This window comes from Paraburkholderia sp. SIMBA_054, from assembly GCF_046534875.1.
Classification (GTDB): Bacteria; Pseudomonadota; Gammaproteobacteria; order Burkholderiales; family Burkholderiaceae; genus Paraburkholderia; species Paraburkholderia hospita.
In genome coordinates this window covers 82,667-108,647 of record NZ_JAWRXV010000005.1, presented here as the reverse complement: position 1 = coordinate 108,647, position 25,981 = coordinate 82,667, and the positions used below count along the sequence as shown (strand labels likewise).

At 62.8% G+C, this 25,981-nt stretch carries 23 protein-coding genes, 1 tRNA gene and 1 riboswitch; of the genes, 10 read left to right on the top strand and 14 right to left on the bottom strand.

From position 1 onward, the window contains the following. The first annotated feature begins 172 nt into the window (after nt 1-172). From SB822_RS07880 to SB822_RS07870, 3 genes are all read left to right on the top strand, one after another. On the top strand, nt 173-877 hold the full coding sequence (locus tag SB822_RS07880) for a helix-turn-helix domain-containing protein (RefSeq protein WP_090835999.1): 705 nt from the start codon (nt 173-175) through the stop codon (nt 875-877). A 75-nt stretch (nt 878-952) separates the two neighbouring features. Continuing rightward, a riboswitch (FMN riboswitch) is annotated at nt 953-1,123 on the top strand. A gap of 217 nt (nt 1,124-1,340) precedes the next feature. Beyond that, the gene (gene ribB / locus SB822_RS07875; RefSeq protein ID WP_007745306.1) at nt 1,341-2,075 is read left to right on the top strand and encodes a 3,4-dihydroxy-2-butanone-4-phosphate synthase; all 735 of its coding nucleotides are present in this window, start codon (nt 1,341-1,343) and stop codon (nt 2,073-2,075) included. 83 nt (nt 2,076-2,158) lie between these two features. Beyond that, nucleotides 2,159-3,310 carry an IS110 family transposase gene (locus SB822_RS07870; RefSeq protein ID WP_090835963.1) on the top strand — a complete coding sequence of 384 codons (1,152 nt, stop codon included), beginning with the start codon at nt 2,159-2,161 and terminating at the stop codon, nt 3,308-3,310. A 1,292-nt stretch (nt 3,311-4,602) separates the two neighbouring features. On the opposite strand, the gene SB822_RS07865 is transcribed toward SB822_RS07870, so the two are convergent. The 3 genes from SB822_RS07865 to glpD form a co-directional block, all read right to left on the bottom strand. After that, nucleotides 4,603-5,289, bottom strand: a complete 687-nt coding sequence (locus SB822_RS07865) for an HAD family hydrolase (protein ID WP_007586173.1) — start codon at nt 5,287-5,289, stop codon at nt 4,603-4,605. A gap of 139 nt (nt 5,290-5,428) precedes the next feature. Continuing rightward, nucleotides 5,429-6,928, bottom strand: coding sequence for a glycerol kinase GlpK (glpK, locus tag SB822_RS07860; protein ID WP_090835964.1), 1,500 nt, complete (start codon nt 6,926-6,928; stop codon nt 5,429-5,431). A gap of 144 nt (nt 6,929-7,072) precedes the next feature. Beyond that, nucleotides 7,073-8,602 carry a glycerol-3-phosphate dehydrogenase gene (glpD, locus tag SB822_RS07855; protein ID WP_007586169.1) on the bottom strand — a complete coding sequence of 510 codons (1,530 nt, stop codon included), beginning with the start codon at nt 8,600-8,602 and terminating at the stop codon, nt 7,073-7,075. A gap of 203 nt (nt 8,603-8,805) precedes the next feature. Between glpD and SB822_RS07850 the strand changes: the two genes are divergently transcribed. Further along, nucleotides 8,806-9,195 (top strand): hypothetical protein, encoded by a 390-nt coding sequence (locus tag SB822_RS07850; RefSeq protein ID WP_079500204.1) that lies wholly within the window; start codon nt 8,806-8,808, stop codon nt 9,193-9,195. 184 nt (nt 9,196-9,379) lie between these two features. Here SB822_RS07850 and SB822_RS07845 read toward each other — a convergent pair whose 3' ends face one another. Together SB822_RS07845 and SB822_RS07840 are read right to left on the bottom strand one after the other, a co-directional pair. Continuing rightward, nucleotides 9,380-9,577, bottom strand: coding sequence for a hypothetical protein (locus tag SB822_RS07845; RefSeq protein ID WP_007586164.1), 198 nt, complete (start codon nt 9,575-9,577; stop codon nt 9,380-9,382). 380 nt (nt 9,578-9,957) lie between these two features. After that, nucleotides 9,958-10,737: a DeoR/GlpR family DNA-binding transcription regulator gene (locus SB822_RS07840; RefSeq protein WP_007586161.1), complete on the bottom strand. Its 780-nt coding sequence runs from the start codon at nt 10,735-10,737 to the stop codon at nt 9,958-9,960. Nucleotides 10,738-11,163: 426 nt separating this feature from the next. On the opposite strand from SB822_RS07840, the gene SB822_RS07835 reads away from it, so the two are divergent. Together SB822_RS07835 and SB822_RS07830 are read left to right on the top strand one after the other, a co-directional pair. Further along, nucleotides 11,164-11,991 (top strand): ferritin-like domain-containing protein, encoded by an 828-nt coding sequence (locus SB822_RS07835; RefSeq protein ID WP_090836000.1) that lies wholly within the window; start codon nt 11,164-11,166, stop codon nt 11,989-11,991. Nucleotides 11,992-12,120: 129 nt separating this feature from the next. Continuing rightward, nucleotides 12,121-12,645 (top strand): hypothetical protein, encoded by a 525-nt coding sequence (locus SB822_RS07830; RefSeq protein WP_090835965.1) that lies wholly within the window; start codon nt 12,121-12,123, stop codon nt 12,643-12,645. A gap of 56 nt (nt 12,646-12,701) precedes the next feature. Here SB822_RS07830 and SB822_RS07825 read toward each other — a convergent pair whose 3' ends face one another. The 4 genes from SB822_RS07825 to SB822_RS07810 all read right to left on the bottom strand — a co-directional run bounded on the left by SB822_RS07825 (nt 12,702) and on the right by SB822_RS07810 (nt 17,293). Then, the gene (locus tag SB822_RS07825) at nt 12,702-14,249 is read right to left on the bottom strand and encodes a DEAD/DEAH box helicase (protein ID WP_090835966.1); all 1,548 of its coding nucleotides are present in this window, start codon (nt 14,247-14,249) and stop codon (nt 12,702-12,704) included. A gap of 197 nt (nt 14,250-14,446) precedes the next feature. Beyond that, on the bottom strand, nt 14,447-15,067 hold the full coding sequence (trhA, locus tag SB822_RS07820; RefSeq protein WP_007586149.1) for a PAQR family membrane homeostasis protein TrhA: 621 nt from the start codon (nt 15,065-15,067) through the stop codon (nt 14,447-14,449). Nucleotides 15,068-15,242: 175 nt separating this feature from the next. Then, nucleotides 15,243-16,541, bottom strand: a complete 1,299-nt coding sequence (locus SB822_RS07815) for a cytochrome c (RefSeq protein WP_007586147.1) — start codon at nt 16,539-16,541, stop codon at nt 15,243-15,245. Between the two features lie 20 nt (nt 16,542-16,561). Further along, nucleotides 16,562-17,293: a c-type cytochrome gene (locus tag SB822_RS07810; protein WP_079500062.1), complete on the bottom strand. Its 732-nt coding sequence runs from the start codon at nt 17,291-17,293 to the stop codon at nt 16,562-16,564. Nucleotides 17,294-17,734: 441 nt separating this feature from the next. Between SB822_RS07810 and copC the strand changes: the two genes are divergently transcribed. Both copC and SB822_RS07800 read left to right on the top strand, forming a co-directional pair. Further along, nucleotides 17,735-18,112 carry a copper homeostasis periplasmic binding protein CopC gene (gene copC / locus SB822_RS07805; protein WP_090835967.1) on the top strand — a complete coding sequence of 126 codons (378 nt, stop codon included), beginning with the start codon at nt 17,735-17,737 and terminating at the stop codon, nt 18,110-18,112. Next, on the top strand, nt 18,109-19,038 hold the full coding sequence (locus tag SB822_RS07800; RefSeq protein WP_007737363.1) for a CopD family protein: 930 nt from the start codon (nt 18,109-18,111) through the stop codon (nt 19,036-19,038). Before copC ends, SB822_RS07800 begins: the two co-directional genes overlap by 4 nt. A 50-nt stretch (nt 19,039-19,088) precedes the next feature. Here SB822_RS07800 and SB822_RS07795 read toward each other — a convergent pair whose 3' ends face one another. Further along, nucleotides 19,089-19,391 (bottom strand): hypothetical protein, encoded by a 303-nt coding sequence (locus tag SB822_RS07795; protein ID WP_007586135.1) that lies wholly within the window; start codon nt 19,389-19,391, stop codon nt 19,089-19,091. A 290-nt stretch (nt 19,392-19,681) separates the two neighbouring features. After that, nucleotides 19,682-20,830 carry a galactonate dehydratase gene (gene dgoD, locus SB822_RS07790; protein WP_090835968.1) on the bottom strand — a complete coding sequence of 383 codons (1,149 nt, stop codon included), beginning with the start codon at nt 20,828-20,830 and terminating at the stop codon, nt 19,682-19,684. 281 nt (nt 20,831-21,111) lie between these two features. On the opposite strand from dgoD, the gene SB822_RS07785 reads away from it, so the two are divergent. Next, nucleotides 21,112-21,789: a FadR/GntR family transcriptional regulator gene (locus tag SB822_RS07785; protein WP_176133862.1), complete on the top strand. Its 678-nt coding sequence runs from the start codon at nt 21,112-21,114 to the stop codon at nt 21,787-21,789. 11 nt (nt 21,790-21,800) lie between these two features. Here SB822_RS07785 and SB822_RS07780 read toward each other — a convergent pair whose 3' ends face one another. Then, nucleotides 21,801-23,339 (bottom strand): DHA2 family efflux MFS transporter permease subunit, encoded by a 1,539-nt coding sequence (locus SB822_RS07780; RefSeq protein ID WP_090835969.1) that lies wholly within the window; start codon nt 23,337-23,339, stop codon nt 21,801-21,803. A 157-nt stretch (nt 23,340-23,496) separates the two neighbouring features. Here SB822_RS07780 and SB822_RS07775 point away from each other — a divergent pair, with 157 nt between their 5' ends. Beyond that, a complete protein-coding gene (locus tag SB822_RS07775) occupies nt 23,497-23,940 on the top strand; it encodes a MarR family winged helix-turn-helix transcriptional regulator (protein WP_007737366.1) in 444 nt (147 codons plus the stop codon). A gap of 104 nt (nt 23,941-24,044) precedes the next feature. Here the strand turns inward: SB822_RS07775 and SB822_RS07770 are convergent. Continuing rightward, nucleotides 24,045-24,121 (bottom strand) — tRNA-Met (locus SB822_RS07770). 89 nt (nt 24,122-24,210) lie between these two features. After that, a complete protein-coding gene (locus tag SB822_RS07765) occupies nt 24,211-25,869 on the bottom strand; it encodes an MFS transporter (RefSeq protein WP_007586123.1) in 1,659 nt (552 codons plus the stop codon). Between the last annotated feature and the right edge of the window lie 112 nt (nt 25,870-25,981).

Genomic DNA, 25,981 nt, shown 5'->3' with positions numbered 1-25,981 from the left:
GCGCGCTACCACCGACGCTGCGTGCTGAACGCATCGCACGCCAGCGCATAAGGGTCCTCTGCGATCGTGATAACAGTGTGAAGATAACTTCGTTGGGCGCGCGAAAACCGGGTGCTAGGCTTGCCTCCATTAGTGCTTGCTCCGCACCGATGCGGGGCTTCTGGAGGTCATCATGCAGTCACCGCTTGCGCTCGTGCGCGACCGCGCGTCCGAAGGTCACGACGCAGCCCACGCCCACGACGATACGCGTTCCTCGGATTTCGACGCGCTCGAACACCGCGTCGGCGTGAACCTCGCGCGGTTGCGCGCGGAGCGTCAGTTGTCACTCGATGCTTTGGCCCGTGCGTCGGGCGTGTCGCGCGCGATGCTCGCGCAGATCGAGTCGGCGCGCAGCGTGCCGTCGATCAAGGTGCTGTGCAAGGTCGCGGCGGCGTTGAAGGTGTCGGTTGCGGCGTTCCTGCGCCAGCATGCCGTGAACGGCTTCGAGCATTTGCCGGCGGATCGCTCGGCGCGCGTCGTCACGTCGAATGGCCGGTACTGGACGCGCGCGCTGCATCCCGATTCCGAGCCGTCGACCGCGGAGTTTCACGAGCTGCGTATCGCGCCGCTGCATACCGAGCCTGGCACGCGTCGCGCGCCGGGGACGACGGTGAATCTCGTCGTCAGTGTGGGCACACTCGAAGTCAGCGTGCACGATCGCCGGCAGTTGCTGGCGACGGGGGATTCGATCGTCTTCGACGCCGACCAGCCGCACAGCCTGCGCAATCCCGGCGACACGGAAGCGCGCGCGTTTCGCGTGACCGTGAATGCGGAGACGCCGCCGCGTTGGGATGTGCCGCATGATGCGCCGCTCGCGCACGCGCATTCCGAAGGCTGAAACATGAAGCACGCGCTGGCTGCACGCCACGCGCGGTTGTTGTATGCTCTGCGAGCCGGATCGATCCGGCAATCAGTACGTCTTCAGGGCGGGGCGAAATTCCCCACCGGCGGTATGCAGGCGGCGCTTTACGAAGCGCGAGTCTGCGAGCCCGCGAGCGCCTGCGTTGTAGTTTGAGTTGCAGGGTCAGCAGATCTGGTGAGAGGCCAGAGCCGACGGTTAGAGTCCGGATGGAAGAAGATGTGCAGATAGTCATCTGAGTCTCCTGTCGGCCGGGTTGGCGCATGTGCGCTTTACTTCGGTCCCGTGCGGAATGGCCGCTGCCGTGCTGCTCGTTGCGAGCGGCGCGCGAATGCGTTGTCCATTTGTTGCATGGCAGCCGCTTGCGGCTCGCGGGACGCGTTTGTCTGTTTGCAATGCCCTGAAACGTTTTTCGCCCACACTCTTGCGAGGAGCGTTTCACATGTCCGTAGTATCTACATCTGCTGCATTCGTTTGGCCTGCGCCGTCTGTCGTTGCTGAGGACGCGGCCGCCGATCTTCCCCTGCTTGCCACCGAATCCATTCCGCCGCGCATCGTCGCCGCGCTCGACGCGTTGCGCGAGGGCCGTGCCGTTGTGCTTCAGGACGATCACGATCGCGAGAATGAGGCCGATCTGATCATGTCGGCTGAGCGTATGAGCGTCGAGATGATGGCGCTGTTTATCCGCGAGTGCAGCGGCATTGTGTGTCTGTGCCTGACGGACGACAGGGTGCGCGCGCTCGAATTGCCGCCGATGACTGCTCATAACGAAAGTCGCAACACGACGGCGTTCACGGTGTCGATCGAAGCGCGTGAAGGTGTGTCGACGGGTGTGTCTGCCGCTGACCGGCTCACGACGATTCGTGCCGCGATTGCTGATAACGCGAAGCCAGCGGACATTGTGCGTCCGGGTCATGTGTATCCGTTGCGGGCGATGCCGGGCGGGGTGTTGGCGCGGCGTGGGCACACGGAAGGGACTGTCGACCTGGTGACTTTGGCGGGGCTCAAGCCCGCTGGGGTGTTGTGTGAGCTTATGAATGCTGATGGCACGATGATGCGAGGTGCCGATGTCGAGCGTTTCGCCGCTCAGCACGATATGCCTATGCTCACTATCGCGGAACTGGTTGAGTTTCGGCGCGCGATGGCCTTCGCGCGGGAGGCTTGTCTCGAGGTTTGAGATGCTATGCGGGAGGGCTGTGGAAGGAAGCCCGCTGGAGTAAAACGGGGTTTCCAGACTCGTTTCTCCGAAGGAGCACGCAAATGGATGCGCCTGACACAACCCTCCGTGGGCAGAATACGACAGTAGGTGGCCGGCTGTACATGGCCTTTGAACTGGGCGAGAAGAGCTGGAAGCTCTCACTGGGTGATGGCCAGCGTGCACCCAGCCGCTGTACGGTCGCCGCAGGCGATACCACAGCGGTCCTCACCGCCATCGCAAACGCCAGGGCGCGCTGCCACCTCAGCGCCGATACTCCTGTCTACAGCTGTTACGAGGCCGGCCGCGACGGCTTCTGGCTGCACCGCTGGCTGACCGAGCAGGGCATCGCCAATCTCGTGGTGGATTCGGCCAGTATCGAGGTGAACCGGCGTGCCCGTCGCGCGAAGACGGACCGGCTTGACAGCGACAAGCTGCTTTCGATGCTGATGCGCTATCACACCGGCGAGCGGCGGGTATGGGCCGTGGCGCGCATCCCGACGCCCGAGCAGGAAGATGACCGGCGCCTGCACCGTGAGCTCGAACGCCTGCGCAAGGAGCGCACCGCGCACACCAACCGGATCCGCTCCCTGCTCGTGCTGCATAACCTTCGGGTCCGGTATGTCGGTGGCCGGATCTGGACTCACTGGTGGACCCGGCAGCGCGAGCAGTTGCCGCCAGGCCTGCGCGCCGAGATTGAACGCGAGTATGAGCGGCTCACGCTGCTGCGCCAGCAGATTCGCCGGCTCGAAGCGCAGCAGGACCAGCAGGTGCGCAGCGGCGCGCACCCCGGCATGGCGCTGCTCGCACAGCTTGCGGGCATCGGTACCGGCAGCGCCTGGACCCTGGTCAGGGAACTATTTGGCTGGCGACAGTTTCGCAACCGCCGGGAGCTGGCCGGCTGCCTGGGCCTGACGCCCACGCCCTATGCCAGCGGCACCAGCGAGGTCGAACTGGGCATCAGCAAGGCCGGCAACCGGCGATGCCGGTGGCTGATGGTGGAGCTTGCATGGAGCTGGCTGCGGTGGCAGCCCGACAGCCAGCTCAGCCACTGGTTCAACCAGCGCTTTGCCGGGACCGGCAAGCGGCTGCGGCGCATCGGTATTGTGGCGCTCGCACGGCATCTCGCGATCGCGCTGTGGCGCTATCTCGAACACGGCGAGATTCCCGACGGGGCGATACTCAAACCACGGACGATCAATATCGCGAACACCTGAATGACATCACACGCAGCACGGCATCTAAAGGTCAACGCGCCCGGAAAAAAGCCGGGCTACCCATGCAGGTAGCCGTTTCTTTGAGATGGGGCGCGTCGGTAACAGGGTGACGCCAGCGCTTTGCGCATGCGGCATGAGGTGACCGGCCAGCCAGGTCGGCACGGATAGAAGGTCGACCCGGCACTGACCGGTCAACAGACACCCTGACCTGAACGCGACATTGACATGCCAGGCTGCAAAAAGCTGTATGCCATCAGCTGTGCTTCACGGGTCGTCTACGGCCAGCCTGCGTCTGGTCATAGTAGGCGACCCGCAGGCTGGCCGTAGACGACGGACAGGGAGATGTACTTCGCATAACAGAATTTTTATCTTGAACAGGGCTTGACTTTCCATTCCCCATAGAAGGTTTTTTTGTCTGCGACGCTGGGTGGGGTGCTTGGGGTTTTGCTGGCATCCGCGATGCGGTGTTTGCTTCGCAAGCGGTTTGGTTTGCTTGTGTTTTCGTTGGCATCCGCGTGTTGCCTTCGCGCTTCAAGCGTCGCCCCTGTGCGGGGCGGCACCTACTTTTCTTTGCCGCCGCAAAGAAAAGTAGGCAAAAGAAAGCGGCTAACACCGCCAACACTTCTTCCTGCCTGAGGGCCCCCAAAGGGTCTTACGCTTCACACGGCAGCATTTCTGTTCGCGTTCGTTGCCAACGTGTCGAATGAGCGCCTCACCCACTTCAAACACCCGAACTCGGGCTAGCGGCAGCGAATGGTTTCCGCCGCCCAGGTGGCAAACTGTGTGTAGGTTGTCCCGTCGTATAGCTTGGCGCTCTTACATGATGGCATGCGTGCGCTATCGGTCCGAAGTGAGGCCTGTGTAGCGCTACGGCCTACACACAGTTTGCCACCTGGGCGGCGGTGGAATATCTGGCACGGCATGCTGCGACGCGGGCGCGTGAAGTGGGTGAGGCGCACCGCAAGAGCGCTAGCAACGAACATAAGTCACGTGGTTGCCGTGTGAAGCGTGGGACCAGTTGGGGGCCGTCAGGCAAGGACAAGAATTAGCGGTGTGAGCCGCTTTCTTTTGCCTACTTTTCTTTGCGGCGGCAAAGAAAAGTAGGTGCCGCCCCGCACAGGGGCGACGCCTGAAGCGCGAAGGCAACACGCGGATGCCAGCGAAAACATAAGCCAACCACCCAGCGTCGCAGACAACAAAACAAAAAACCAAACCGCCCGCGCCGCGAAGCCGCAAAAACGAATACCGGCGACAAGCCTCAAACCAAAGCGTCGCAGACAAAAAACCTTCAACTACGACTGCACGCCCCCAAACTCCCCCCGCATCCCCGCCTGAACAATTGAGGGCAACTCATCCATATGCTGCATGATCCGCGTGATCCCCATATTCCGCAGCACATCGGCATAGCCATCAGGAATATGACTAGCCCCAACAAACGCAATCGTCATCATCCCCGCCGCCCGCGCGGCGTTCAACCCAGCGACGCTGTCTTCAACCACAATGCACCGCGACGGCTCGACGCCCAGCTGCTCCGCAGCAAACAGATACACATCGGGATAAGGCTTCGGCCGCGCGACCTGCTCAGCGCTAAACACCCGCGGTCCAAAAATCTCGGCCAGCCCGGCGCGGCGCACTGACGCGCTCACCCGCATCATCCGACTATTCGACACGACAGCAGCAGGCAGCGACACGCGCAGCAGTGCATCCCGCACGCCACTAATCGCCGACAGCGACGACGCAAGCTCGCTTTCGACATTGGCCTCGACGGTCTGCAAAAAGTCGACGGGCAGCTCGATATCGAATGCCGCTTGAACGCTCTCCAGAAAGCGCGAAGTCTGCTGACCAAACGCGGTCTTGCAGATCTCGTGGAAATCGAGCGCGGGAAAAGTGGCGGCGAGCGTGTCGTGCATCACGCGGTCGGCGATGACTTCGCTGTCGACGAGCACGCCGTCGCAGTCGCAAATGAGATGATCGATCATGCGGAAAATGGAACGAAAGCGCGGCCCGCAAGAGCCAGGACGCAAGCAACGCTGCGGGCCGAAAGCGACATGATACGTGCATTGCGGCCCGGCGCGCCGGATGGGTCGCGCGACACGGCGCGCACGGACGTGCGTCGGATCAGGGCGCGTCGGCCCACGCCTTCGCCGCGCGAATCGCCCGTTGCCAGCCGTCGAGACAGGCCTTCGCCTGATCGCCCGGCATCGACGGCGAGAAGCGGTGTTCGAGCTTCCACTGGCTCTGCAATTCGTCGATGTCCTTCCAGTAGCCCGTCGCGAGTCCCGCGAGATATGCGGCCCCAAGCGCCGTCGTTTCGCTCACCTGCGGACGCACGGCATCCACGCCGAGAATGTCGGCCTGGAACTGCATCAGCAGATTGTTCGCGCATGCGCCGCCGTCCACACGCAGTTCGTCGATGTGAATGCCCGAGTCGGCTTCCATCGCTTTGAGCACGTCGACGGATTGATACGCGATCGAATCGAGCGCCGCGCGTGCAATGTGCGCGGACGTGGTGCCGCGCGTGACGCCGAACAGCGTGCCGCGAGCGCGCGCGTTCCAGTGCGGTGCGCCGAGGCCGGCGAACGCGGGCACCAGGTACACGCCGTCGCTGTGCTCGACGCCGAGCGCGAGCGCCTCGATCTCCGACGCACTGCGGATGATGCCCAAGCCATCGCGCAGCCACTGCACGACAGCGCCCGCGATGAAGATGCTGCCTTCGAGCGCATAGTTGACCTGATCGCCGATCTGCCAGGCAATCGTCGTCACGAGATTGTTCTTCGACTCGATCGGTTTCGTGCCCGTGTTCATCACGAGAAAACAGCCGGTGCCGTAGGTGTTCTTCACCATGCCCGAGCGCGTGCACATCTGGCCGAACAGTGCGGCGTGCTGGTCGCCCGCGATGCCCGCAAGCGGAATCTTCGACGCGAACACGGTCGTCTTGGTCGGCCCATACACTTCCGACGACGGACGCACTTCCGGCAGCATGCTGTGCGGAATGTCGAGCGCGTCGAGCAGCTCGTCGTCCCATTGCAGCGTGTGGATGTTGAAGAGCATCGTGCGCGACGCGTTGGTCACGTCGGTGATGTGCAATTCGTGCTTGGTGAAATTCCACACCAGCCAGCTGTCGACCGTGCCGAACGCGAGCTTGCCTTGCCGCGCCTTTTCGCGCGCGCCGTCGACGTTATCCAGAATCCAGCGGATCTTCGTTGCGGAGAAGTACGAATCGATCGGCAAGCCGGTCTTCGCGCGGAATGTCTGTTCGAGACCTTGCGCCTTCAACTGGTCGCAGAAGTCAGCCGTGCGCCGGTCTTGCCAGACAATCGCGTTGTAGATGGGATGGCCCGTTTCGCGATCCCAGACGATCGTCGTCTCGCGCTGATTGGTGATGCCGATCGCGGCAATCGACGTACCGTTCAGGCCCGCATGCGTGACAGCTTCGGCTGCGACGCCCGCCTGCGTCGCCCAGATTTCCTGCGGATCGTGCTCGACCCAGCCCGGATGCGGATAGATCTGCTTAAATTCCTTCTGCGCGACCGAGACGACATTGCCCTTGCGATCGAACAGCATCGCGCGCGAACTCGTGGTGCCCTGGTCTAGCGCCAGGATGTACTGATCCTGCATCGTCTCTTCTCCATGCGTTTTTTGTCGGACCGGCGCGGCGGCGCGCTCAGGTCACGCGAAATAAAGTGCCTGCGCGGATTGTTGCATGCACGGCGGCGCGGCGGAATCGCCGCGCGCTGGCGCATGACCGCGTGCGCCCGGCCGTCAGGCGTGCTGCCTGGTCGTCGCGCGGGCGAACCACGCGTCGATGTCGCGCGTGACGTTTTCGAGCGTGCCGGGCTCAACATGCAGGCCGAGCTTCGAACGGCGCCACAGCACGTCGCGCGCCGTCGTCGCCCATTCCGTTTCGCGCAGATAGCGCAGTTCCGTTTCATACAGCCCGGGCGCGAACTGCTGCCCGAGATCGGCGAGCGAGCGAGCGGCGCCGATCACGCGTTCGGCACGCGTGCCATAAGCCCGCGCATAGCGGCGCGCGAGCGCGGCAGGAAGCCATGCGTGCTGTTGTGCGAACTGCGACGCGAAGCGCTCGAAGTCCGCATGTGCGATATCGCCGCCCGGCAGCGGGGCGCCCGCGGTCCAAGTCGGCTTGTCGTGCTGCAACACGCGCGCGAGATCGTCGACGGCTTCTTCCGCGAGTTTCCGAAACGTCGTGATCTTGCCGCCGAATACCGACAGCAGCGGTGCCTCGCCCGCCGGCGCGTCGAGTTCGAGCCGGTAGTCGCGCGTGACGGCGGAAGGGTTGTCCGCGTTCTCGTCCTCTAACAGCGGACGCACGCCGGAGTACGTCCAGCACACATCGCGCGGCGCGATGTGCTGCTTGAAGTAACGGTTGATCGAGTCGCACAGATACTGCGTTTCGGACGGCTCGATCGCGACCTTCGACGGATCGCCGTTGTATTCGAGGTCCGTCGTGCCGATCAGCGTGAAGTCGCGCTCGTAAGGGATAGCAAAGATGATGCGCTTGTCCGGGTTCTGGAAGATGTACGCGTGATCGTGCTCGAACAGGCGGCGCGTGACGATATGGCTGCCCTTCACGAGCCGCACGCTGTAGTTCGCCTCGCGTGCAAGCGGCCCGCGCAGCAGGTCGCCGACCCACGGGCCAGCGGCATTCGCGATCGAACGCGCGCGCACTGTCAAAGTGGAGCCGTCCGCGCGCAGCAGTTGCGCATGCCATTCGCCATTCACGCGCGTCGCGCCGGTGAGCTTCGTGCGCGTCAGAATAGTCGCGCCACGCTCCTGTGCGTCGAGCGCGTTCAGTACGACCAGACGCGCGTCGTCGACCCAGCCGTCCGAATAGACGAACCCGCGTTTGATCGAGTCGATGAGCGGCTTGCCCGCCGGGTGCTTGCGCATGTCGATGCCGCGCGAACCGGGCAGCAATTCGCGGCGCGCGAGATGGTCGTAGAGAAAGAGACCGGCGCGGATCAACCAGGCGGGCCGCAGATCGGGCATATGCGGCATTACGAAGCGCAGCGGCCACATGATGTGCGGCGCGGCGCGCAGCAGCGTCTCGCGTTCCTGCAGCGCCTTGCGCACGAGCCCAAACTCACGGTATTCCAGATAGCGCAGACCGCCGTGAATCAGCTTGGTGCTGGCCGACGACGTATGCGCAGCCAGATCGTCCTGTTCGCACAGCAGCACGGACAGGCCGCGGCCCGCTGCATCGCGCGCGATACCCGCGCCGTTGATCCCGCCGCCGACGACGAGCAGGTCGTAAATGGAGTCTTGCGTCACCCGGAATGCCCCTGACGGAGGAAAAAGTAGGGTTGATGTAAAGTCGTAATGTTCGTTTTCGAAACTTTAATGAACATATTCGAAAAAGTAAAGTTCGACTTGCCTTGGATTGGTGCGCGATTCCGCGCGCCGGTGGCACGTTTGCCGCGCGCAGACGATACTTCCGGCAACGAGCCGGATTGCGGCGATACGAGGTGAATTTCATGCGTGGACTCTGGAAAACGGGCGCGGCGGCGCTGTCGATCGCGGCGGTGTTGACGGGATGCGTCAGCACGCCGAGCCTGAACGGAACGCTGGGCGCGCCGTCGTTCGCGGATCTGCAGGCGATGTGCGGAAGCCAGCCGGCCGACTACGGCAGCGACGCGCAATCCGTCTATGTGACGCTGTTCGACGCGTATGTGGCGAACAAGCGTGGCGGGTTGTCGAGGGCGGATTACTGCGCGTTCCAGACGGCGCTGGCGCAGCGCTACGCGGCGCAGGGCGCGAGCGCGGACCCGCAGGCGCGCCGTCAGTGGGTGGAGTTCTTCAACACTCAGCGCGTAAAGGCGCTGAGCTGGCGCGCAGCCGTCGATCCGACGCTGCGCAGCGGCTAAGGTCTCGACTGGCGCGCGCGGGCGCGTCGTTCAAAGATGACGTGGCAAGCCTGAAAACATAAAGACGGCCAGGCGGGCAAGCCGCGTGACCGTCCAGGCGTCCGTATGCTCGCGTGTCCGTTGCGAACACGCCGACGGCCGCAGTGATATGACTGGCAAGCGCGTTAAGTTCGCTCGATTGCCGTCAGGAAAAGCGCTTGATCGCGCGAAGAGCCGTGTCTCCCGATTCCGTGATGCGCCATTGTTGCAAGCCCGACGCGAGTCTTTCGAGCTCCACGAGCTGCCGTTCGAGCAGTGCGTCGAGTTCTTCGCGTTCCATATCGACCTGGTTAGGGGCGTCCTTGACGAGCAACAACGTGGCGAATTCATGCGGACTCAGCATCGTTTCTCTCCATGTCAAGCGTAGTCGGGTGGCCTTTGCGCCCGCCGACGGCCCTGCCGGCAGACGGAGGATCCAGCGGGCGGTGAATCCCGCGGATCAGGCCTGAAGTTGTGCTTGCTTCACCCCATGTCCACTGCATTCCGCTCAGTCCAGGGACGTTTAAGGACGTTGGGGAACTGGAGTGTAGTCAATCGCGGCCGGAAGTCCAAATGGGCCCCTGTAAATTTTCCCGTTGACAGCGCCGCGTGTGAGAGGCGGTCTGCTGGGCGCAGCAAATCCTTGATTTCACTGGAGGTTTTGCGTGCGGTGCAGCATGGCGGAAACGGACTCGCGACGCCGCCGGCCTGCGTTAGCCTTCGCGTCGCAGGCCGTGCCCAAGGTCACTCGGCAATATAGACCTGCGTGCCCGCGTTCGTCAGCGTTTCCGTCATGTCGGGCGGCGGCGGCGCGTCGGTGAAGAGAGAATCGATCTGGTTCAGATGCCCCTGGCGTACGAGCGCCGGGCGGCCGAATTTCGAATGGTCGGCGGCGAGGAAGACCGTGCGCGAATGTTCGATGATCGCCTCGGCGACACGCACCTCGCGCGTGTCGAAGTCGCGCAGCGTGCCGTCCGTTTCGATGCTCGACGTGCCGATGATCGCGAAGTCGACCTTGAACTGGCGGATGAAGTCGATGGTCAGTTCGCCGACGATGCCCTTGTCCCACGGACGCACGATCCCGCCCGTCACCAGCACCTCGCAATCCGGGTAGCCGCTCATCATGCTCGCGACGTTCAGGTTATTCGTGATCACGCGCAGCCCGCGATGCCGGTTCAGCGCGCGTGCGACTTCTTCCGTCGTCGTGCCGAGATTGATGAAGAGAGACGCCTGATCCGGAATGTGCGTGGCGACCAGCGCCGCGATGCGCCGCTTCTCGTCATGGAACATCCGCTGCCGCGCGCTGTACGAGACGTTCTCGGAACTGGTCGGCAGACTCGCGCCGCCGTGATAGCGACGCAGAAGATTCATGTCGGCGAGCCAGTTGACGTCGCGGCGAATCGTCTGCGGCGTCACGTCGAAGTGCGCGGCCAGATCGTCGACCGTGACGAAGCCGTCGCGTTGCACCCACTCCAGCAGTTCCTGTTGACGTGCGTTAAGCGTGAGGCGGGGGTCTCGTGTCATGATGTTTTTGTGAGCGCCGCACCTGAAGCGGGCGAAGGTTGGCTTGGCCGTATTGTAAGACCTTCGTTGTGTTCGTCGTCGTTGGTTTGTGTTCGAATTTTTTCGATCGCCGGAGCGCTGGTCGAAAGGAAGCGTAAGGCACCTGTGCGATGCAGCTTTGTCGTGCGACTTCGCGCTTGCCAGGTTGTTCGAGTCATCCGATGTGTAGTCTTTTGTGCATTCGCACGATCAATCAAGGTTCGGGTGGAACTGCGTCGATCCCGCGTGGTCTCTGCTCTGTTGTCTGCGAATTTGCAGAGCAGCGTCTAAGATGAAGATAAAAATTCAATGTTGCAAGGCACTGTAGGCGTCAAGGGCGGCGGTCGAACCGGGATAGGCGCGGTTCAGCCCGCGCACGAGGCGCTACAGTTTTCGGAGCGAACTTTTATGCACAACGAGGCTGGTCACGTGATGCCCTGGCGCATCGAAGACATCGATCTCAATCACATCGACCGTCAACGCGCGGTCGCCAATGAAGACCTCTTGTTACTGCTTTGCGCAGCCTCGTTTATCGAAAGCGGTACTGATCTTTACACGAGCAATCTGAGCAGGTTCTTCAACGGCGATCCCGAGGTGTCGGCGTGGCTCAACAACGAATGGGAGCCCGAAGAGATGCAGCACGGCCGCGCGCTGAAGGCGTACATCGCGCACGTCTGGCCCGAGTTCGATTGGGACACGGCGTTCCACAACTTCTTCGAAGAGTATTCGAAGACCTGCAACATGGAAGACTTCGAGAAGACCCGCGCGCTGGAGATGGTCGCGCGCTGCGTCGTCGAGACGGGAACGGCTACGCTGTATCGGGCGATCGGCGTGTGTTCGGACGAACCCGTGCTGAAGGAAATCACCGACAACATCCGCACCGACGAAGTCCGTCACTACAAGCACTTTTTCAAGTACTTCAAGAAGTACAACAAGATCGAGGGCAATGGCCGGCTCGCCGTGCTTGGCGCGTTGATGCGGCGCGTGATGGAGATCAAGAACGAAGACTCGGAGATCGCGCTGCGTCACGTATTCGCGATCCGCTATCCCGAACGCGTCAACGACCCTGTGTATAACCGCGACAAGGCTGCACGCGTGAACAAGCTCGTGCGGCACAACCTGTCGGCCGATATGTGTGTGAAGATGCTGCTCAAGCCGCTCGATTTGCCGGCGAAGATTCAGCCAGGTGTCCATTACCCGCTCGCGAAGATCACGCAGCACGTCTTTTTTCGCTGAGCGTCGCGGTACGCAGCCGGGCGTCGAAGGCCTGGGCTGTTGACGCATGAATGGCCCGCCCTGCAAGCGGGCCATTTGCATTTGCGCTGAACGCCGCGCGCCAGCGTGGCTACGACGGAGGAATGACCCATGACCGCATCCGCGGAGCAAAACCGCGCACTCGATCAACAGATATTCGACGAATGGCCGGCCGAATTGCGCGCGTTGTTCGACGGCTCGGCGCTCGCATCGAAGGTCGGCTTTACGGCATCGCTGTTGACCGTCGACGAAAGCGGCGCACATTTGCGTACGTCGCTGCTCGGCATCGGCGAACTGTACGCGCCGGACTCGCGCACGCTATGCGTCGCGCTGTGGCCGCAATCGCGCGCCGCGCAGGCAATTGCGCGCAGCGGCCGTGCCGCGCTGACGTTCGTGTTCGATGAGGCGTTCTATCAGATTCAGCTCGCGCTCGCGCCGATGAGCGCGGATGCTGCGGGCCTTGCGTGCTTCGCTGGGTCGATCGAATCCGGCGAAGCGCATCGCGTGCGCTATGCGCGCCTGACGGCGGGCATCACGTTCGACCTGGAAGAGGGGAGAGATGCAGTGCTCGAGCGCTGGACGCAGCAGATCGAGTACCTGAAGAAAGCCGCCGGCGGCGCGGCGGCTGGCAGATAGCAGTCGGACAAGTGTGAGACGCCCGCATTGAAAATGCCGGGCGTCTCCGTGTTGCGTCAGTTGCCGCGCTGACCGCCGCGCGGCGCACCAGAGCGCGGCTTGCCGCCACCGCCGAGCAATGCACCCGGATTGGCGCCGTGCGGCTTGCGCGGTGCGTGCGGAGCACGCGCGTTGCCTTCATGCGCGACGGCACGCGGCTTGTTGTCCTGATGACGCGAGCCATCGGCGCGCGCCTGCGCAGGCTTGGCCGCTTGCGGTTTGGCTTGCTGCTTCGGCTTGTCGCCCGAAGCGCGTTGGCCGCCGCGCGATGCGCCATTGTTCCCGTTGGCCGAGCCTTCGCGCTTTTGCTGCCCTTGAGCTTGCCGCTGCCCTTGACCCTGGCCTTGACCCTGGCGCGGCTGACGGCCGCCACCTCCACCACCACCGCCTTGGCCGCGGCGCAGGATCGGCTCGGGCCGTGCATTCGGATCCGGCTCGAAGCCCGCGATCACTTCTTGCGGCACGGCGCGCTTGATCAGCTTCTCGATGTCCTTCAGCAGTTGAAGCTCATCGACGCACACCAGGGAAACCGCCTCGCCCGTCGCGCCCGCGCGGCCCGTGCGGCCGATACGGTGCACGTAGTCTTCCGGCACGTTCGGCAGATCGAAATTGACGACGTGCGGCAACTGGTCGATATCGATGCCGCGCGCCGCGATGTCGGTGGCGACGAGCACCTGCAGCGTGTTGTTCTTGAACTCGGCCAGCGCACGCGTGCGGGCCGACTGGCTCTTGTTGCCGTGGATCGCGAGCGCGCTAATGCCATCCTTCGTCAGCTGTTCGGCGAGACGGTTCGCGCCATGCTTCGTGCGCGTGAACACGAGCACCTGAAACCAGTTGTGCTGTTTGATCAGATGCGTGAGCATCTCGCGCTTGCGATCGCGGTCGACAGGGTGAATCTTCTGCGCGACCGATTCGGCTGTCGTATTGCGGCGTGCGACTTCGATCAGCGCGGGTGAATCGAGCAGGTTGTCGGCGAGCGCCTTGATTTCGTCCGAGAAGGTGGCCGAGAACAGCAGGTTCTGGCGCTTCGGCGGCAGCTTGGCGAGCACGCGCTTGATGTCGTGAATGAAGCCCATGTCGAGCATGCGGTCAGCTTCGTCAAGCACGAGAATCTCGAGATGCGACAGGTCGATGGTCTTCTGCTGCATGTGGTCGAGCAGACGCCCAGGCGTCGCAACGACGATATCGACGCCGCGCCGCAACGCATCGATTTGCGGGTTGATACCGACGCCGCCGAACATCACAGTCGACTTCAGCTTCAGATACTTGCCATACGCGCGCACGCTTTCCTCGACCTGCGCGGCCAGTTCACGCGTCGGCGTGAGGATCAGCGCGCGTACGACGCGCTTGCCGCCCGGCGCGGGCGGCATGGTGAGAAGACGTTGCAGGATAGGCAGCGTGAAGCCGGCCGTTTTGCCCGTGCCCGTCTGGGCGCCGGCCAACAGATCGCCGCCGTTGAGCACGGCGGGAATGGCTTGCTGCTGAATCGGAGTCGGCGATGTGTAGCCGAGTTCGTTGACTGCGCGGACCAGCTGTTCGGACAAGCCGAGGGAATCAAAAGACATAAAAACTCTTTGCAATGCAATTGTGCAAACGGTGTCAAACGCGGCCAGAAGGCGCGTTCGCGGGCGACTCGCATGATCGCTCGCCCGACACTCACCGTTCACGGAGAAATCGGCGGCACGCTAGATGCGTGCCGAATTGCTCGACGAGCTATGCAGACACGTCGACTGGCATTAAGTTGCATCCGCCGTCATGCGCCTCATGCGACATAACGCGCGACGCTGACGAACTGACACAGACTGCCGGCGAGTACGAACAGGTGCCAGATGCCATGTCCGTGCCGGATGCGCTCGTCGTTGATGAAGAAGTAGATGCCTGCGCTATAGATGATTCCGCCAGCCAGCAGCCAGGCCGTACCCGCGGCCGGCAATGCAGTGACCAGCGGACGGACGGCAACGAGCGCGAGCCATCCCATCAGCACATACAGCACCATCGATACGCTGCGGGTGCGTCGCCCGAGCGTCAGTTCCTGCACGATCCCGAGCGCGGCCAGACCCCAGCTTACTCCGAATAGCGACCATCCCCATGGACCACGCAACGTGACCAGCGTGAATGGCGTGTAGCTGCCCGCGATCAGCAGATAAATCGCAGAGTGATCGCACTTCTGCAAGATCGCTTTCAGACGCGGACGACGCACGCTGTGATACAGCGTCGAGATGCCGTACAGCGCGCAGAGCATCGCGCCATAGACGCTGAAGCTCACGACCTTGTACGCATCGCCGTCGAGCGCGCCCATCGTCACGAGCGTCGCCAGCCCCGCCACCGACAGCACGGCGCCGACGAGGTGGGTGATGCTGTTCAGACGCTCCCCGATTTGCACGGCACTTCCTCCTGCATGATGCCCATCTCATCCGACAATCAACACGGGACCAACGTTATACGCCCGATAGGCCGGATGTCTTCGACGCCGATCAACTTCGAAACCACGCTCCTGAAAAAAGCGAAGGGCGCGGCCGCGATTATCGCAGGCCGCGCCCTGAACCTTCAGACGACGCTTAGTCGAGCGGCGCCGAACGCAGATCGGACACTTGTTGCGGCGACACAGCCGTGCCGTGGTTGCCCCACGACTGGCGGATGTACGTCACAACGGCTGCCACTTCCTGATTCGACAGCGCTTGGGCAAACGGCGGCATGCCATACGGCTTCGGATTGCCACCCGTGCTCGGCGGATAACCGCCGTTCAGCACCATACGGATCGGGTTCACGGCCGACGGCATCTGGATCGACGGATTGTTCGCGAGCGGCGGGAACGACGGCGGCATACCGAGACCGTTCTCCGCGTGGCACTTCGCGCAGTTGTCAGCGTAGATCTTCTGGCCTTGCTTCAAAAGTTCGCTGCCGAACTGTTGCGACGTCTCCAGTTGCAGATGCTCGGGCGCTTCGTCCTTCTGCGGAATCGTCTTCAGGTACGTCGACATGGCGTGGATGTCTTCGTCCGACATGTACTGCAGGCTGTTGTGAACCACTTCAGCCATCGGACCGAACACCGCGCCGCGTTGCGACACGCCAGTCTTCAGCAGATCGGAAATGTCCTTGATGTCCCAGTCGCCGAGGCCGGCTTCCTTGTTCGACGTCAGCGAAGGCGCATACCAGTTCTGCAGCGGGATCAGACCGCCCGCAAACGCAGCCGAGTTCACCGGGCCGCCCATCGCGTTGATCGACGTGTGGCACATGCCGCAGTGGCCGAGGCCTTCGATCAGATACGCGCCGCGGTTCCATTCCACCGACTTGGTCGGGTCCGCCTTGTACTCGCCTTCACGGAAGAACAACGTGCGCCAGCCGATCAGCAGGTTCCGGTTGTTGAACGGGAACTTCAGTTCGTGCGGACGGCTCGGCACCGCGACGGGCGGGACCGAACGCAGGTACGCGTAGATCGCGTCCGCGTCGGCGCGCGAGACCTTCGTGTAGCTCGTGAACGGGAAGGCCGGATAAAGCAGGCTGCCGTCCTTCGAGCGGCCCGTGTGCATCGCGCGGTAGAAGTCGTCCTGCGACCACTTGCCGATGCCGTACTGGTCGTCAGGCGTGATGTTCGGCGTGAACAGCGTGCCGAACGGCGTGGCCATCGGCAGGCCGCCGGCGAACTCCTTGCCGCCGCGCACCGTGTGGCAGGCGATACAGTCGCCAGCGCGGGCGAGGTACTCGCCCTTCTTGATCATTGCAGCCTGGTCTGCCGGCGTGGCTGCGACGGCGGTGCCGTTATGCAGATAGTCGCTGCCCGACCACAGGACGGGAACCAGCGCGGCAGCCGCTACCACGACGACGGCCGAAAGCGCGAACAAAGACTTGCGTTTCATTGTTTGTCTCTCCCGGTGCCTTATTGCGGTTCGCTGCCGCAGGCAAGCGGAGTCTTCAACGATTTGGCGGGTGCCGGCACGGGGTTCTGCGGCGCCTGCTGCGTGGACAGCCACGCGGCGACTGCGTTCACGTCGGCGTCCGTCAGACGCGTGGCGATCGTGTGCATGCAGTCAGGCTCGATTGCGTGACGCGAACCCGAACGCCATGCGCCCAGCTGTGCGCTGATGTAGTCCATGTGCAGGCCGACCAGACCCGGGATAGCCGGTTCCATGCCCGTCAGCAACTTGCCGTGGCACGCCGCGCAAGCGGGAATCTGCCTCGACGCGTCGCCGTTCAGCACAATTTCCTTGCCGCGCGCGAGCACGGAATCGGCGACCGTCGGTTTCGACGGCGTCGGATACGGCGGACGCTGCTGCGAGAAGTACGTTGCAATGTCGTGAAGGTAGTCGTCGGAGAGATACGTGACGAGGTAGTTCATCGGCGGGTACTTGCGCCGGCCTTCACGGAAGTTCTTCAACTGGTTGTACAGGTACTCGGCCGGCTTGCCGGCGAGACGCGGAAAATAGTCGTTATCCGTGCCCTGACCTTTCGAACCGTGACACGCCGTGCAACCTTGCACGCGCGCTTCCATCGTGTCCGGAGCTTTAGGCTGGGTTTGCGCTTGTACAGCGCCAGATACGCCTGCACACCCGATCAGCAACAGGGCGAGCAGCGGTCGAAAAATGCGTCTTGAAGACACGCGTAACTCCATCATTATCGGGGGCCTGGCCGAACTTCGAACGGATCGGTGTGTGCAGCGCGATGAATGCGGCGGACGGTGCGCAGCGACCTCGCATTCTATCATCGATGGGTAATGGTGACTATTTGCCACATGCGACGAACTTCATGCCTGACGCGCCCGAGCGACACGCTCGATGCGACAAGTTGACGCAATTCGCCGCCATCGTTCGCGTTCTTGGCGTGCTTCCGGTTGAGTGCCGGCCTGGCGGTAGCGCTTCCAACTAATTTAAGATTGCGCATTTTGCATCGACGGCCGCTGTCGCTTTGTTGCCTCTCGATGTTCCAGTTTTGAGCGAATTCGTGTAGGCGCTTTGCCTCGGGCAAGGCCCGGTCGTTGTTGAACTGACAGGGCCGCAAAACATCGAAGCGTACTATCCGGACCGTCCCCGCGTTTTCCACCTACAGCCAGCCTATGAATTTCTCCTTGCTTTCTCGCTTGCCGCTTCGCTGGCTCGCGGCGTGCGGCGTGTCGCTCGCCGTCGCGTCGAACGCCTTTGCCCACGCGACGCCCACGTCGCGCGATCCCGCGCCGGACGCTGAAGTCGCCGCGCCCTCGGCCGTGACGATCCACTTCAGCGAGCCGCTCGAGCCGGCGTTCAGCAAGCTCGCGCTCGTCGATGCCAACGACAAACCGGCTGCATCGGCAGCCTCGCAGGTCGATCCGCAGGACACGAAGACCATGCATCTCGGGCTGCAGCCGCTCGCGCCGGGGCGCTACACGGTGCAATGGACGGCTGTCGCCGAAGACGGACATCGGACGAAGGGCAGCTACGCCTTCGCCGTCAAATGAGAGTCGACGGATTGTGGATCGGGCAGGTCGCGATGGCCGCGCTCATGAACGTCGCGTTTGCGTTTGCCGTCGGTTCGGCCTTGCTCAGCGCGTGGCTCGTCAACGATGCGCAGGCGAAGATCGCGCCCGCGCGCCCCGCATGGTTGCGCGCGCAGCGGTCGATGCAGGCGTCCGCGATCGTGCTGGTGCTGGCCGATCTCGGCTGGCTGCTTTATCAGGCGGCCGAGATGGCGGGCGTGCGCTTGCCGGAAGCGTTCGGCGTCGTGCCGACGATGCTGTCGCAAACGCACGTCGGCTTCGGCTGGAGTGTCGCGTTTGCGGGGGCGCTGGTGCTGCTGCTCGTGTCGTTTGCACGGCAGACCAATGTGTTGCGCAACGCGCTGCTGTGGCTTGCCGTGATCGCGATTGCGGGCGGTAAGGCGACCTTGGGTCACGCGGCGGATGCGGGCGTGGCGTCGGCGGCCATCGGCATGCACACGCTGCACGTGCTCACGACGTCCGTGTGGGGCGGCCTCGTGCTCGCGGCCGGGCTCTCGGTGCTGCCGGCGCTCGGCACGTCGATCGCGCGCGGCGTGCTGATCCGCACGGCGACGCAGTTGTCGAATGTGTCGCTGGTTGCTGTCGTGTTCGTGCTGCTCTCAGGCGTGTTCAACGCGGCGCGGGGTTCGGGCAATTCGTTCCTCGCGATCGAAACGAGTACCTGGGGGCACGTGCTGATGCTCAAGCTCGCGCTGGTTGCGCTGGCGCTGGTGCTAGGCGGATTGAACCGCTTTTCGGCGTTGCCGCGCTTGCGTCGCACGGCGTCGACGATGGACGCGCATACGTTCGCCAACCTGCTGTATCTCGAAGCGCTCGCGATGCTCGGCATCTTCGCGGCCGCCGCTGTCCTGTCGCATAGCGTGCCGGGTTTCGCGGCGCTCGGCTGAGCGCGATGAAGCCAGTCGCGCCGGTCGGGCCCGTCGCCGGCTGCAAGCGGTCATTCGTAACCGAGCTTGTGGCCGACGACGGGCGCGAAGAACAGACCGATCGCGCAGCCCGCGACCTTGCCTTCGAGTTCCGCTGCCGCCACGTGTGAACTCGTCATGTGCGTGAGCAGATCCAGCAGCTGCGGCAGGCAATAGATAAATGCTGCAGCGATGAAACACCGCTCGACCGTCGAGATGCGCCAGCCGCGCTGAAACGCAAGCACCGCGCCGATCACGCGCAGCACGCCGAATACGACCAGCGCGCCAATGGCGGCCTGTTCGCGGATCAGATAGTCGGGAAGGAATTCGCCCATGGCAGCCCCTCTTCGAATGGTTGTTTGCATACCATTCAGCAAGGAGTGGGCCAGGCGTTGCGAAGCACGGTGCATCGGGCTGAAACGCTTGTCCGGCATGGGTTTTCGCGGTGAACGCCAACGCCGCGCGAGGCGTCGAAAGGCGTCGCGCGTCAACTGTGTAACGTTACTGATACGCCGCGCGCGCGGCATGCCGCCGTAACGTCTTCGAAGACACTACGGGTTGTCAGATGACAAACGCCGCCCGAAGGCGGCGTTTGTGTTTCATTCGCGATATCGCGTCTGGTTGCTTACCATTCGGCGACGCTGCCGTCCTCGTGACGCCACACCGGGTTGCGCCAGCGATGGCCGATCTTCGCCATTTCGCGCACCTTCTCCTCGTTCACTTCGATGCCGAGACCCGGCCCTTGCGGGATCGACACGAAGCCGTCTTCGTATTTGAAGACTTCCGGGTTCTTGATGTAGTCGAGCAGATCGTTGCCCTGGTTGTAGTGAATGCCAAGGCTCTGTTCCTGGATGAACGCGTTGTAGCTGACGGCGTCGATCTGCAGGCACGTGGCAAGCGCGATCGGACCGAGCGGGCAGTGCAACGCCAGCGCGACGTCGTAGGCTTCCGCCATCGACGCGATCTTGCGGCACTCCGTAATGCCGCCCGCGTGCGACGCGTCCGGCTGGATGATGTCGACGTAACCGCCCGCGAGAATGTGCTTGAAGTCCCAGCGCGAGTACAGACGCTCGCCGAGCGCGATCGGCGTGCTCGTCTGGTTGACGATGTCGCGCAGCGCCTCGACGTTCTCCGACAGCACGGGTTCTTCGATGAACATCAGCTTGAACGGATCGAGTTCCTTCGCGAGCACCTTCGCCATCGGCTTGTGGACGCGGCCGTGGAAGTCCACGCCGATGCCGACGTTCGGGCCGACCGCTTCACGCACAGCCGCGACGTTGTTGATGACGCCTTGCACCTTGTCAAAGGTGTCGATGATCTGCAACTCTTCGGAGCCGTTCATCTTCACGGCCTTGAAGCCGCGCTCGACGACGGCGCGCGCATTGTTCGCGACGTCGCTTGGGCGGTCGCCGCCGATCCACGAATACACCTTGATGCGATCGCGCACCTGGCCGCCGAGCAGCGTGTGCACGGGCACGCCGTGGAATTTACCCTTGATGTCCCACAACGCCTGATCGACGCCCGCAATCGCGCTCATCGAAATCGGGCCGCCGCGATAGAAGCCGGCGCGGTACATGACCTGCCAATGGTCTTCGATGTTGCGCGGGTCTTTGCCGAGCAGATAGTCGGAGAGTTCGTCGACGGCGGCTGCGACAGTGTGCGCGCGGCCTTCGACAACCGGCTCGCCCCAGCCGACGATGCCCTCGTCGGTCTCGATCTTCACGAAGCACCAGCGCGGCGGAACGATGAATGTCTCGATTTTGGTGATCTTCATGGCGGGAGCGTCTCCTTTGCTTGCAAAGCCGATTGCAGTTGATGGCCGCGGCGCGCCTGTTCGTCCCGCTAATTGGACGTGGCGGCGGCGGCCGTTGAGGAGCCACATCCTACAACAAAATCGCCTTTAAATACTATTAATAGTATTATTTGGCGAAAGGTTTTGTTCGGTGGCGATGGGTTTCGCAGATGCGATCGAAGATAATCGCGGGCGGTCCGCGTTGGCCCGTCGCACGGTGCAGGGCACAAGATCAACCCACAATCAGCATCAGGAGAACCGACATTCAGCGAGATCTGCACGGCCGCGTGGCGTATCTGCTCGGCACAGCCATTCTGCGCGGCGACTATGCGCCCGAATCGATCCTGCCGCGCGAAGCGGAGTTGATGGAGACGTTCGGCGTCAGCCGCACGGTGCTGCGCGAAGCGTTGCGCACGTTGACGTCGAAAGGGCTGATCGAATCGCGGCCGCGCGTGGGAACGCGTGTGCGTCCAAAGCCCGCGTGGAACCTGCTGGATGTGGATGTGCTCGACTGGTATTCACGCGTGGCGCCCGCGATGGATTTCGCGCTCAAGCTGCAGGAAATGCGCGAGATGATCGAGCCGTACGCGGCTGCGCTTGCCGCCGCATCGCACAGCGACGCGACGTTCGGCGCGCTCGACGCCGCGCATTCGGCGATGGTCGCGGCGCGCAATGTCGACGAATGGGTGCGTGCCGATCTGCAATTCCATCTGAGCGTGCTCGCCGCGTGCAGCAACGAACTGCTGATACCACTCGGCACGCTGATCGAACGCACGCTGGAAGCGCAATTGCGGCTGAACGCGAAGCGCGCCGATGTGTTCAACGCGTCGCTGGCCGAGCATACGGCCGTGTTCGAAGCGATCCGCGATCGCGATGCGCCGCGCGCGCGTCACGCGATGGCTTCGTTGCTCGGCGTGACGCGTGGGCGGATCGAAGGCTGAAAGCGTGCGGCTCAATCCATCGCCGCATGTGCGACCGATTCGTCGGGCACCCTGCGCGACGGGCGAATCAGCAGCACGAGCGGGATCACGGCCAGCGTCGCGACGAACATCAGCTTGAAGTCGTTCAGATAAGCGATCATCGCGGCCTGCTGGGTGATCGACACATCGAGCACGGCCATGTCCATGCGCGAACCCGCTGCGAGGATCGGCGCAACGACGGGATTGAACGCCGTCACGTTCGCGGCGAGATCCGAGTGCGAGACCTGTGTGTTGCGCGTGAGCAGCGTCTGCACGATCGAAATGCCGATACTGCTGCCGATATTGCGCATCAGGCTATAGGTGGCAGTACCGTCGGCACGCAACGCGGGCGTCAGCGTCGAGAACGTCAGCGCGCTCAGCGGCACGAACACGAGACCGAGGCCGAAGCCCTGGATCACGCCCGGCCACACGATATCCGACTCCGACAGCACGATCGTGTATTGCATCATCTGCCACAGCGCGAACGCCGATATGACGAAGCCCGCGAGCAGCATCAGGCGCGCGTCGATATGTTTGAGCAGGCGTCCCGCGAACAGCATCGCGATCATCGTCCCCGCGCCGCTCGGCGCCGTCACGAGACCCGTCGTTGCGACGGGATAGTTCATCAGGTTCTGCAGCATCGGCGGCAGCAGCGCGCGCGTCGCGTACATCACTGCGCCGATGATGAAGATGAAAATCGTGCCCGTCGCGAAGTTGCGGTCTTTCAGCAGTTCGTACTTGAAGAACGACGTCTTGCCGACAGTCGCCGTATGCGCGATGAAGAACGCGAAACTGATCGACGCGATCAGCGCTTCGATCACGATCTCATGCGAGCCGAACCAGTCGAGCTGTTCGCCGCGGTCGAGCATCGCCTGCAACGCGCCGATAGCGAGGCCGAGCGTCGCGAAGCCGAACGCGTCGAATTTGGCGTCATGTTTCGGTTCGCGCGACGGAAGGAAGGTCAGTATGCCGAATAGCGCGAAGGCACCGACCGGCACGTTGATGAAGAACACCCAGCGCCAGTTGTAGCTGTCGGTGAGCCAGCCGCCGAGCGTCGGGCCGAGAATCGGGCCGACCATCACGCCCATGCCCCACACGGCCATCGCCTGGCCCTGCTTGTCGCGCGGATTGATGTCGAGCAGGATCGACTGCGACAGCGGCACCAGCGACGCGCCGAAGATGCCCTGCAACAGCCGTGACGCGACGATCTGCGTCAGCGTTTCGGACAGCCCGCACAACGCCGATGCGATCGTGAAGCCGCCCACTGCGAACATCAGCAGACGCTTGACGCTGAGCCGGTCGGACAGCCAGCCGGTCAGCGGCGTCGCGATCGCGGCGGCCACGATGTACGACGTGAGCACCCACGTGATCTCATCCTGCGATGCCGACAAGGTGCCCTGCATATGCGGGAGCGCGACGTTGGCGATGGTGCTGTCGAGTGTCTGCATCAGCGTCGCGAGCATGATCGCGATCGTGATCATCGGACGGTTCAGCTCGACGGCGGGTTTTGCTGCCGGCGAATCGGAGGCCATGAGGCTGAGTCTTCAGAATAGTAAGCATGCTTATTGTATAGGCCGAAGATTCTTATGCATACGCTGAGTTTCCCGAAGTCGTTGTACGCTGCGCGTTTTGGGCGTACTGCGCGCTTTGGGGAAATTGGCATGGCGCGCCGCTTCGTATAATCGCGCGATGAAAACCCATTTTGACGAGCGCTTCGGCTTTCTCATTTCGGATGTCGGCCGGCTGGTCGGCAAGCGTTTCGACGACCTCGCGCGGCTGTCGGTCGATCTGACGCGCGCGCAGTGTCGGGCGCTCGCGTATCTGTCGTTTTACGGCGATATCAACCAGGCGCGGCTCGCGGACCTGCTGGAAGTCGCGCCGATTTCGGCTGGCCGGTTGCTGGACCGGATGGAGGAGGGCGGCTGGATCGAGCGGTTGGGCAATCCGCGCGACCGGCGCGAGAAGCAGATCAGGATCACGGAGAAGGCGGAACGGACGCTCGACGAAGCCAAGCGGGTCGGCGATCAGGTCGCGGCCGAAGGGCTGAGCGGGCTGACCGAGGAAGAGACGAAGCAGCTCATTTCGTTGCTGCAGAAGGTGCGGGGGAATTTGACGAGGATCGTCGATAAGTGAAGAGTGCGCCCTTGTCTGGATCGATTGCGCGGTCTTCGAATTTTCCGCTGAGCTGGAAATGAAAAAGCCGCTGTTTCGTGAGAAACAGCGGCTTTTTTTGAAGCTGGTGGCGAATCAGGGATTCGAACCCCGGACCTGCGGATTATGATTCCGTCGCTCTAACCGGCTGAGCTAATTCGCCAAAAGAAGCGAGATTATGAAGATGCCGGCGGGGGCTGTCAACCCCCGCGCGACAACTTTTTGCGAGAACTCCGGTTACCTACGCCGCGCTCAGTCTTGGGCGTAGATATTGGAGTCTTTGGTCTCCCGCACGAAAAGCAGACCGATCACGAAGGTGGCCAGCGCGATGATGATCGGATACCACAGCCCTGAGTAAATATTGCCCTTCGCCGCGACGATCGCGAACGCCGTCGCTGGCAGGAAGCCGCCGAACCAGCCATTGCCTATGTGATACGGCAGCGACATCGACGTGTAGCGGATCCTCGTTGGGAACATCTCGACCAGCATCGCCGCAATTGGCCCGTACACCATCGTCACGTAGATGACGAGGATCGTCAGGATCACAACGGTCATCGGCCAGTTGATCTGCGATGGATCGGCCTTTGGCGGATATCCAGCCGTCTTCAGCGCGGTGCCCAGGTTCTTGTCGAACGTCTTGCCCGCGTCCTTGGCGTCGGCGGCCTTGCCGTCATAAGTATCGATAGTCGTGTCGCCGACCTTGATCTGCGCGAGCGTGCCCGCCGGCGCCGCCACGTTGTCGTAGTTCAAGCCAGCTTTCGACAGCGCGCCTTTCGCGATATCGCAAGAACTCGTGAACTTCGACGTACCGACCGGGTTGAACTGGAACGAACACTCGTCCGGATTGGCGATCACGACGATAGGCGACTTCTGCGTCGCGGCTTCGAGCGCCGGGTTCGCATAGTGCGTCAGTGCCTTGAACAGCGGGAAGTACGTCAGCGCCGCGATCAGGCAACCTGCCAGGATGATCGGCTTGCGGCCGATCCGGTCGGACAGCGAACCGAAGAACAGGAAGAACGGCGTGCCGATCAGCAGCGCGATCGCGATCAGGATGTTCGCGCTAGCGCCATCGACCTTCAGCGTCTGCGTCAGGAAGAACAGCGCATAGAACTGGCCCGTGTACCAGACAACTGCCTGGCCAGCCGTCACGCCAATCAGAGCCAGAATGACGATCTTCAGATTCTTCCATTGTCCGAAGGCTTCCGACAGCGGTGCCTTCGACGTCTTGCCTTCAGCCTTGATGCGCTCGAAAGCCGGCGACTCGTGCAGTTGCATCCGGATCCACACCGAGATGCCGAGCAGCGCCAGCGACGCGACGAACGGAATGCGCCAGCCCCATGCGCCGAACGCGTCTTCGCCCATTGCCGTGCGTACGCCGAGAATCACGAGCAGCGACAGGAACAGGCCGAGCGTTGCCGTCGTCTGGATCCACGCGGTGTAGAAGCCACGACGGTTGGCGGGCGCATGTTCTGCGACGTAAGTCGCGGCGCCGCCGTACTCGCCGCCGAGGGCAAGACCCTGCAGCAGACGCATCGCGATGAAGATCACCGGCGATGCCATGCCGATCGCCGCATAGCCCGGCAGGAAACCGACCACGCAGGTCGACAGGCCCATGATCACGATTGTGATCAGGAACGTGTACTTGCGGCCGACCATGTCGCCGAGCCGCCCGAACACCAGCGCGCCGAACGGACGCACTGCGAAACCGGCCGCGAAGCCGAGAAGGGTAAAGATGAATGCGGCTGTCGGATTGACGCCTGAGAAAAAGCTCTTGCTGATGAAGGCCGCGAGCGAGCCAGCCAGATAAAAGTCGTACCACTCGAAAACCGTCCCCAACGATGACGCGAAGATTACCCGTTTCTCTTCTTTCGTCATCGGCGCGTGCGAGATTTGCCCGCTTACGGTAGCCATATGTCGTCTCCAGTATTGATATCAGTCGCGGCTCGCCAGGTCGGGCGTGTCCGTGTAGCGATTATTGGAGTGGAAACTTACGGCCTTCTGACTCGGGAAGGGTTTGTTTGAG

Bases quoted from the DNA above. Each gene is read 5' to 3' on its own strand.
- SB822_RS07780 (WP_090835969.1), bottom strand. From the start codon at position 23,339: ATGGCCTCCGATTCGCCGGCAGCAAAACCCGCCGTCGAGCTGAACCGT.
- SB822_RS07840 (WP_007586161.1), bottom strand. From the start codon at position 10,737: ATGACACGAGACCCCCGCCTCACGCTTAACGCACGTCAACAGGAACTG.
- glpK (WP_090835964.1), bottom strand. From the start codon at position 6,928: ATGCAGGATCAGTACATCCTGGCGCTAGACCAGGGCACCACGAGTTCG.
- ribB (WP_007745306.1), top strand. From the start codon at position 1,341: ATGTCCGTAGTATCTACATCTGCTGCATTCGTTTGGCCTGCGCCGTCT.
- SB822_RS07865 (WP_007586173.1), bottom strand. From the start codon at position 5,289: ATGATCGATCATCTCATTTGCGACTGCGACGGCGTGCTCGTCGACAGC.
- SB822_RS07765 (WP_007586123.1), bottom strand. From the start codon at position 25,869: ATGGCTACCGTAAGCGGGCAAATCTCGCACGCGCCGATGACGAAAGAA.
- SB822_RS07830 (WP_090835965.1), top strand. From the start codon at position 12,121: ATGACCGCATCCGCGGAGCAAAACCGCGCACTCGATCAACAGATATTC.
- SB822_RS07880 (WP_090835999.1), top strand. From the start codon at position 173: ATGCAGTCACCGCTTGCGCTCGTGCGCGACCGCGCGTCCGAAGGTCAC.
- SB822_RS07775 (WP_007737366.1), top strand. From the start codon at position 23,497: ATGAAAACCCATTTTGACGAGCGCTTCGGCTTTCTCATTTCGGATGTC.
- copC (WP_090835967.1), top strand. From the start codon at position 17,735: ATGAATTTCTCCTTGCTTTCTCGCTTGCCGCTTCGCTGGCTCGCGGCG.
- SB822_RS07800 (WP_007737363.1), top strand. From the start codon at position 18,109: ATGAGAGTCGACGGATTGTGGATCGGGCAGGTCGCGATGGCCGCGCTC.
- SB822_RS07810 (WP_079500062.1), bottom strand. From the start codon at position 17,293: ATGGAGTTACGCGTGTCTTCAAGACGCATTTTTCGACCGCTGCTCGCC.
- SB822_RS07870 (WP_090835963.1), top strand. From the start codon at position 2,159: ATGGATGCGCCTGACACAACCCTCCGTGGGCAGAATACGACAGTAGGT.
- SB822_RS07835 (WP_090836000.1), top strand. From the start codon at position 11,164: ATGCACAACGAGGCTGGTCACGTGATGCCCTGGCGCATCGAAGACATC.
- SB822_RS07825 (WP_090835966.1), bottom strand. From the start codon at position 14,249: ATGTCTTTTGATTCCCTCGGCTTGTCCGAACAGCTGGTCCGCGCAGTC.
- dgoD (WP_090835968.1), bottom strand. From the start codon at position 20,830: ATGAAGATCACCAAAATCGAGACATTCATCGTTCCGCCGCGCTGGTGC.
- SB822_RS07795 (WP_007586135.1), bottom strand. From the start codon at position 19,391: ATGGGCGAATTCCTTCCCGACTATCTGATCCGCGAACAGGCCGCCATT.
- SB822_RS07845 (WP_007586164.1), bottom strand. From the start codon at position 9,577: ATGCTGAGTCCGCATGAATTCGCCACGTTGTTGCTCGTCAAGGACGCC.
- SB822_RS07815 (WP_007586147.1), bottom strand. From the start codon at position 16,541: ATGAAACGCAAGTCTTTGTTCGCGCTTTCGGCCGTCGTCGTGGTAGCG.
- SB822_RS07850 (WP_079500204.1), top strand. From the start codon at position 8,806: ATGCGTGGACTCTGGAAAACGGGCGCGGCGGCGCTGTCGATCGCGGCG.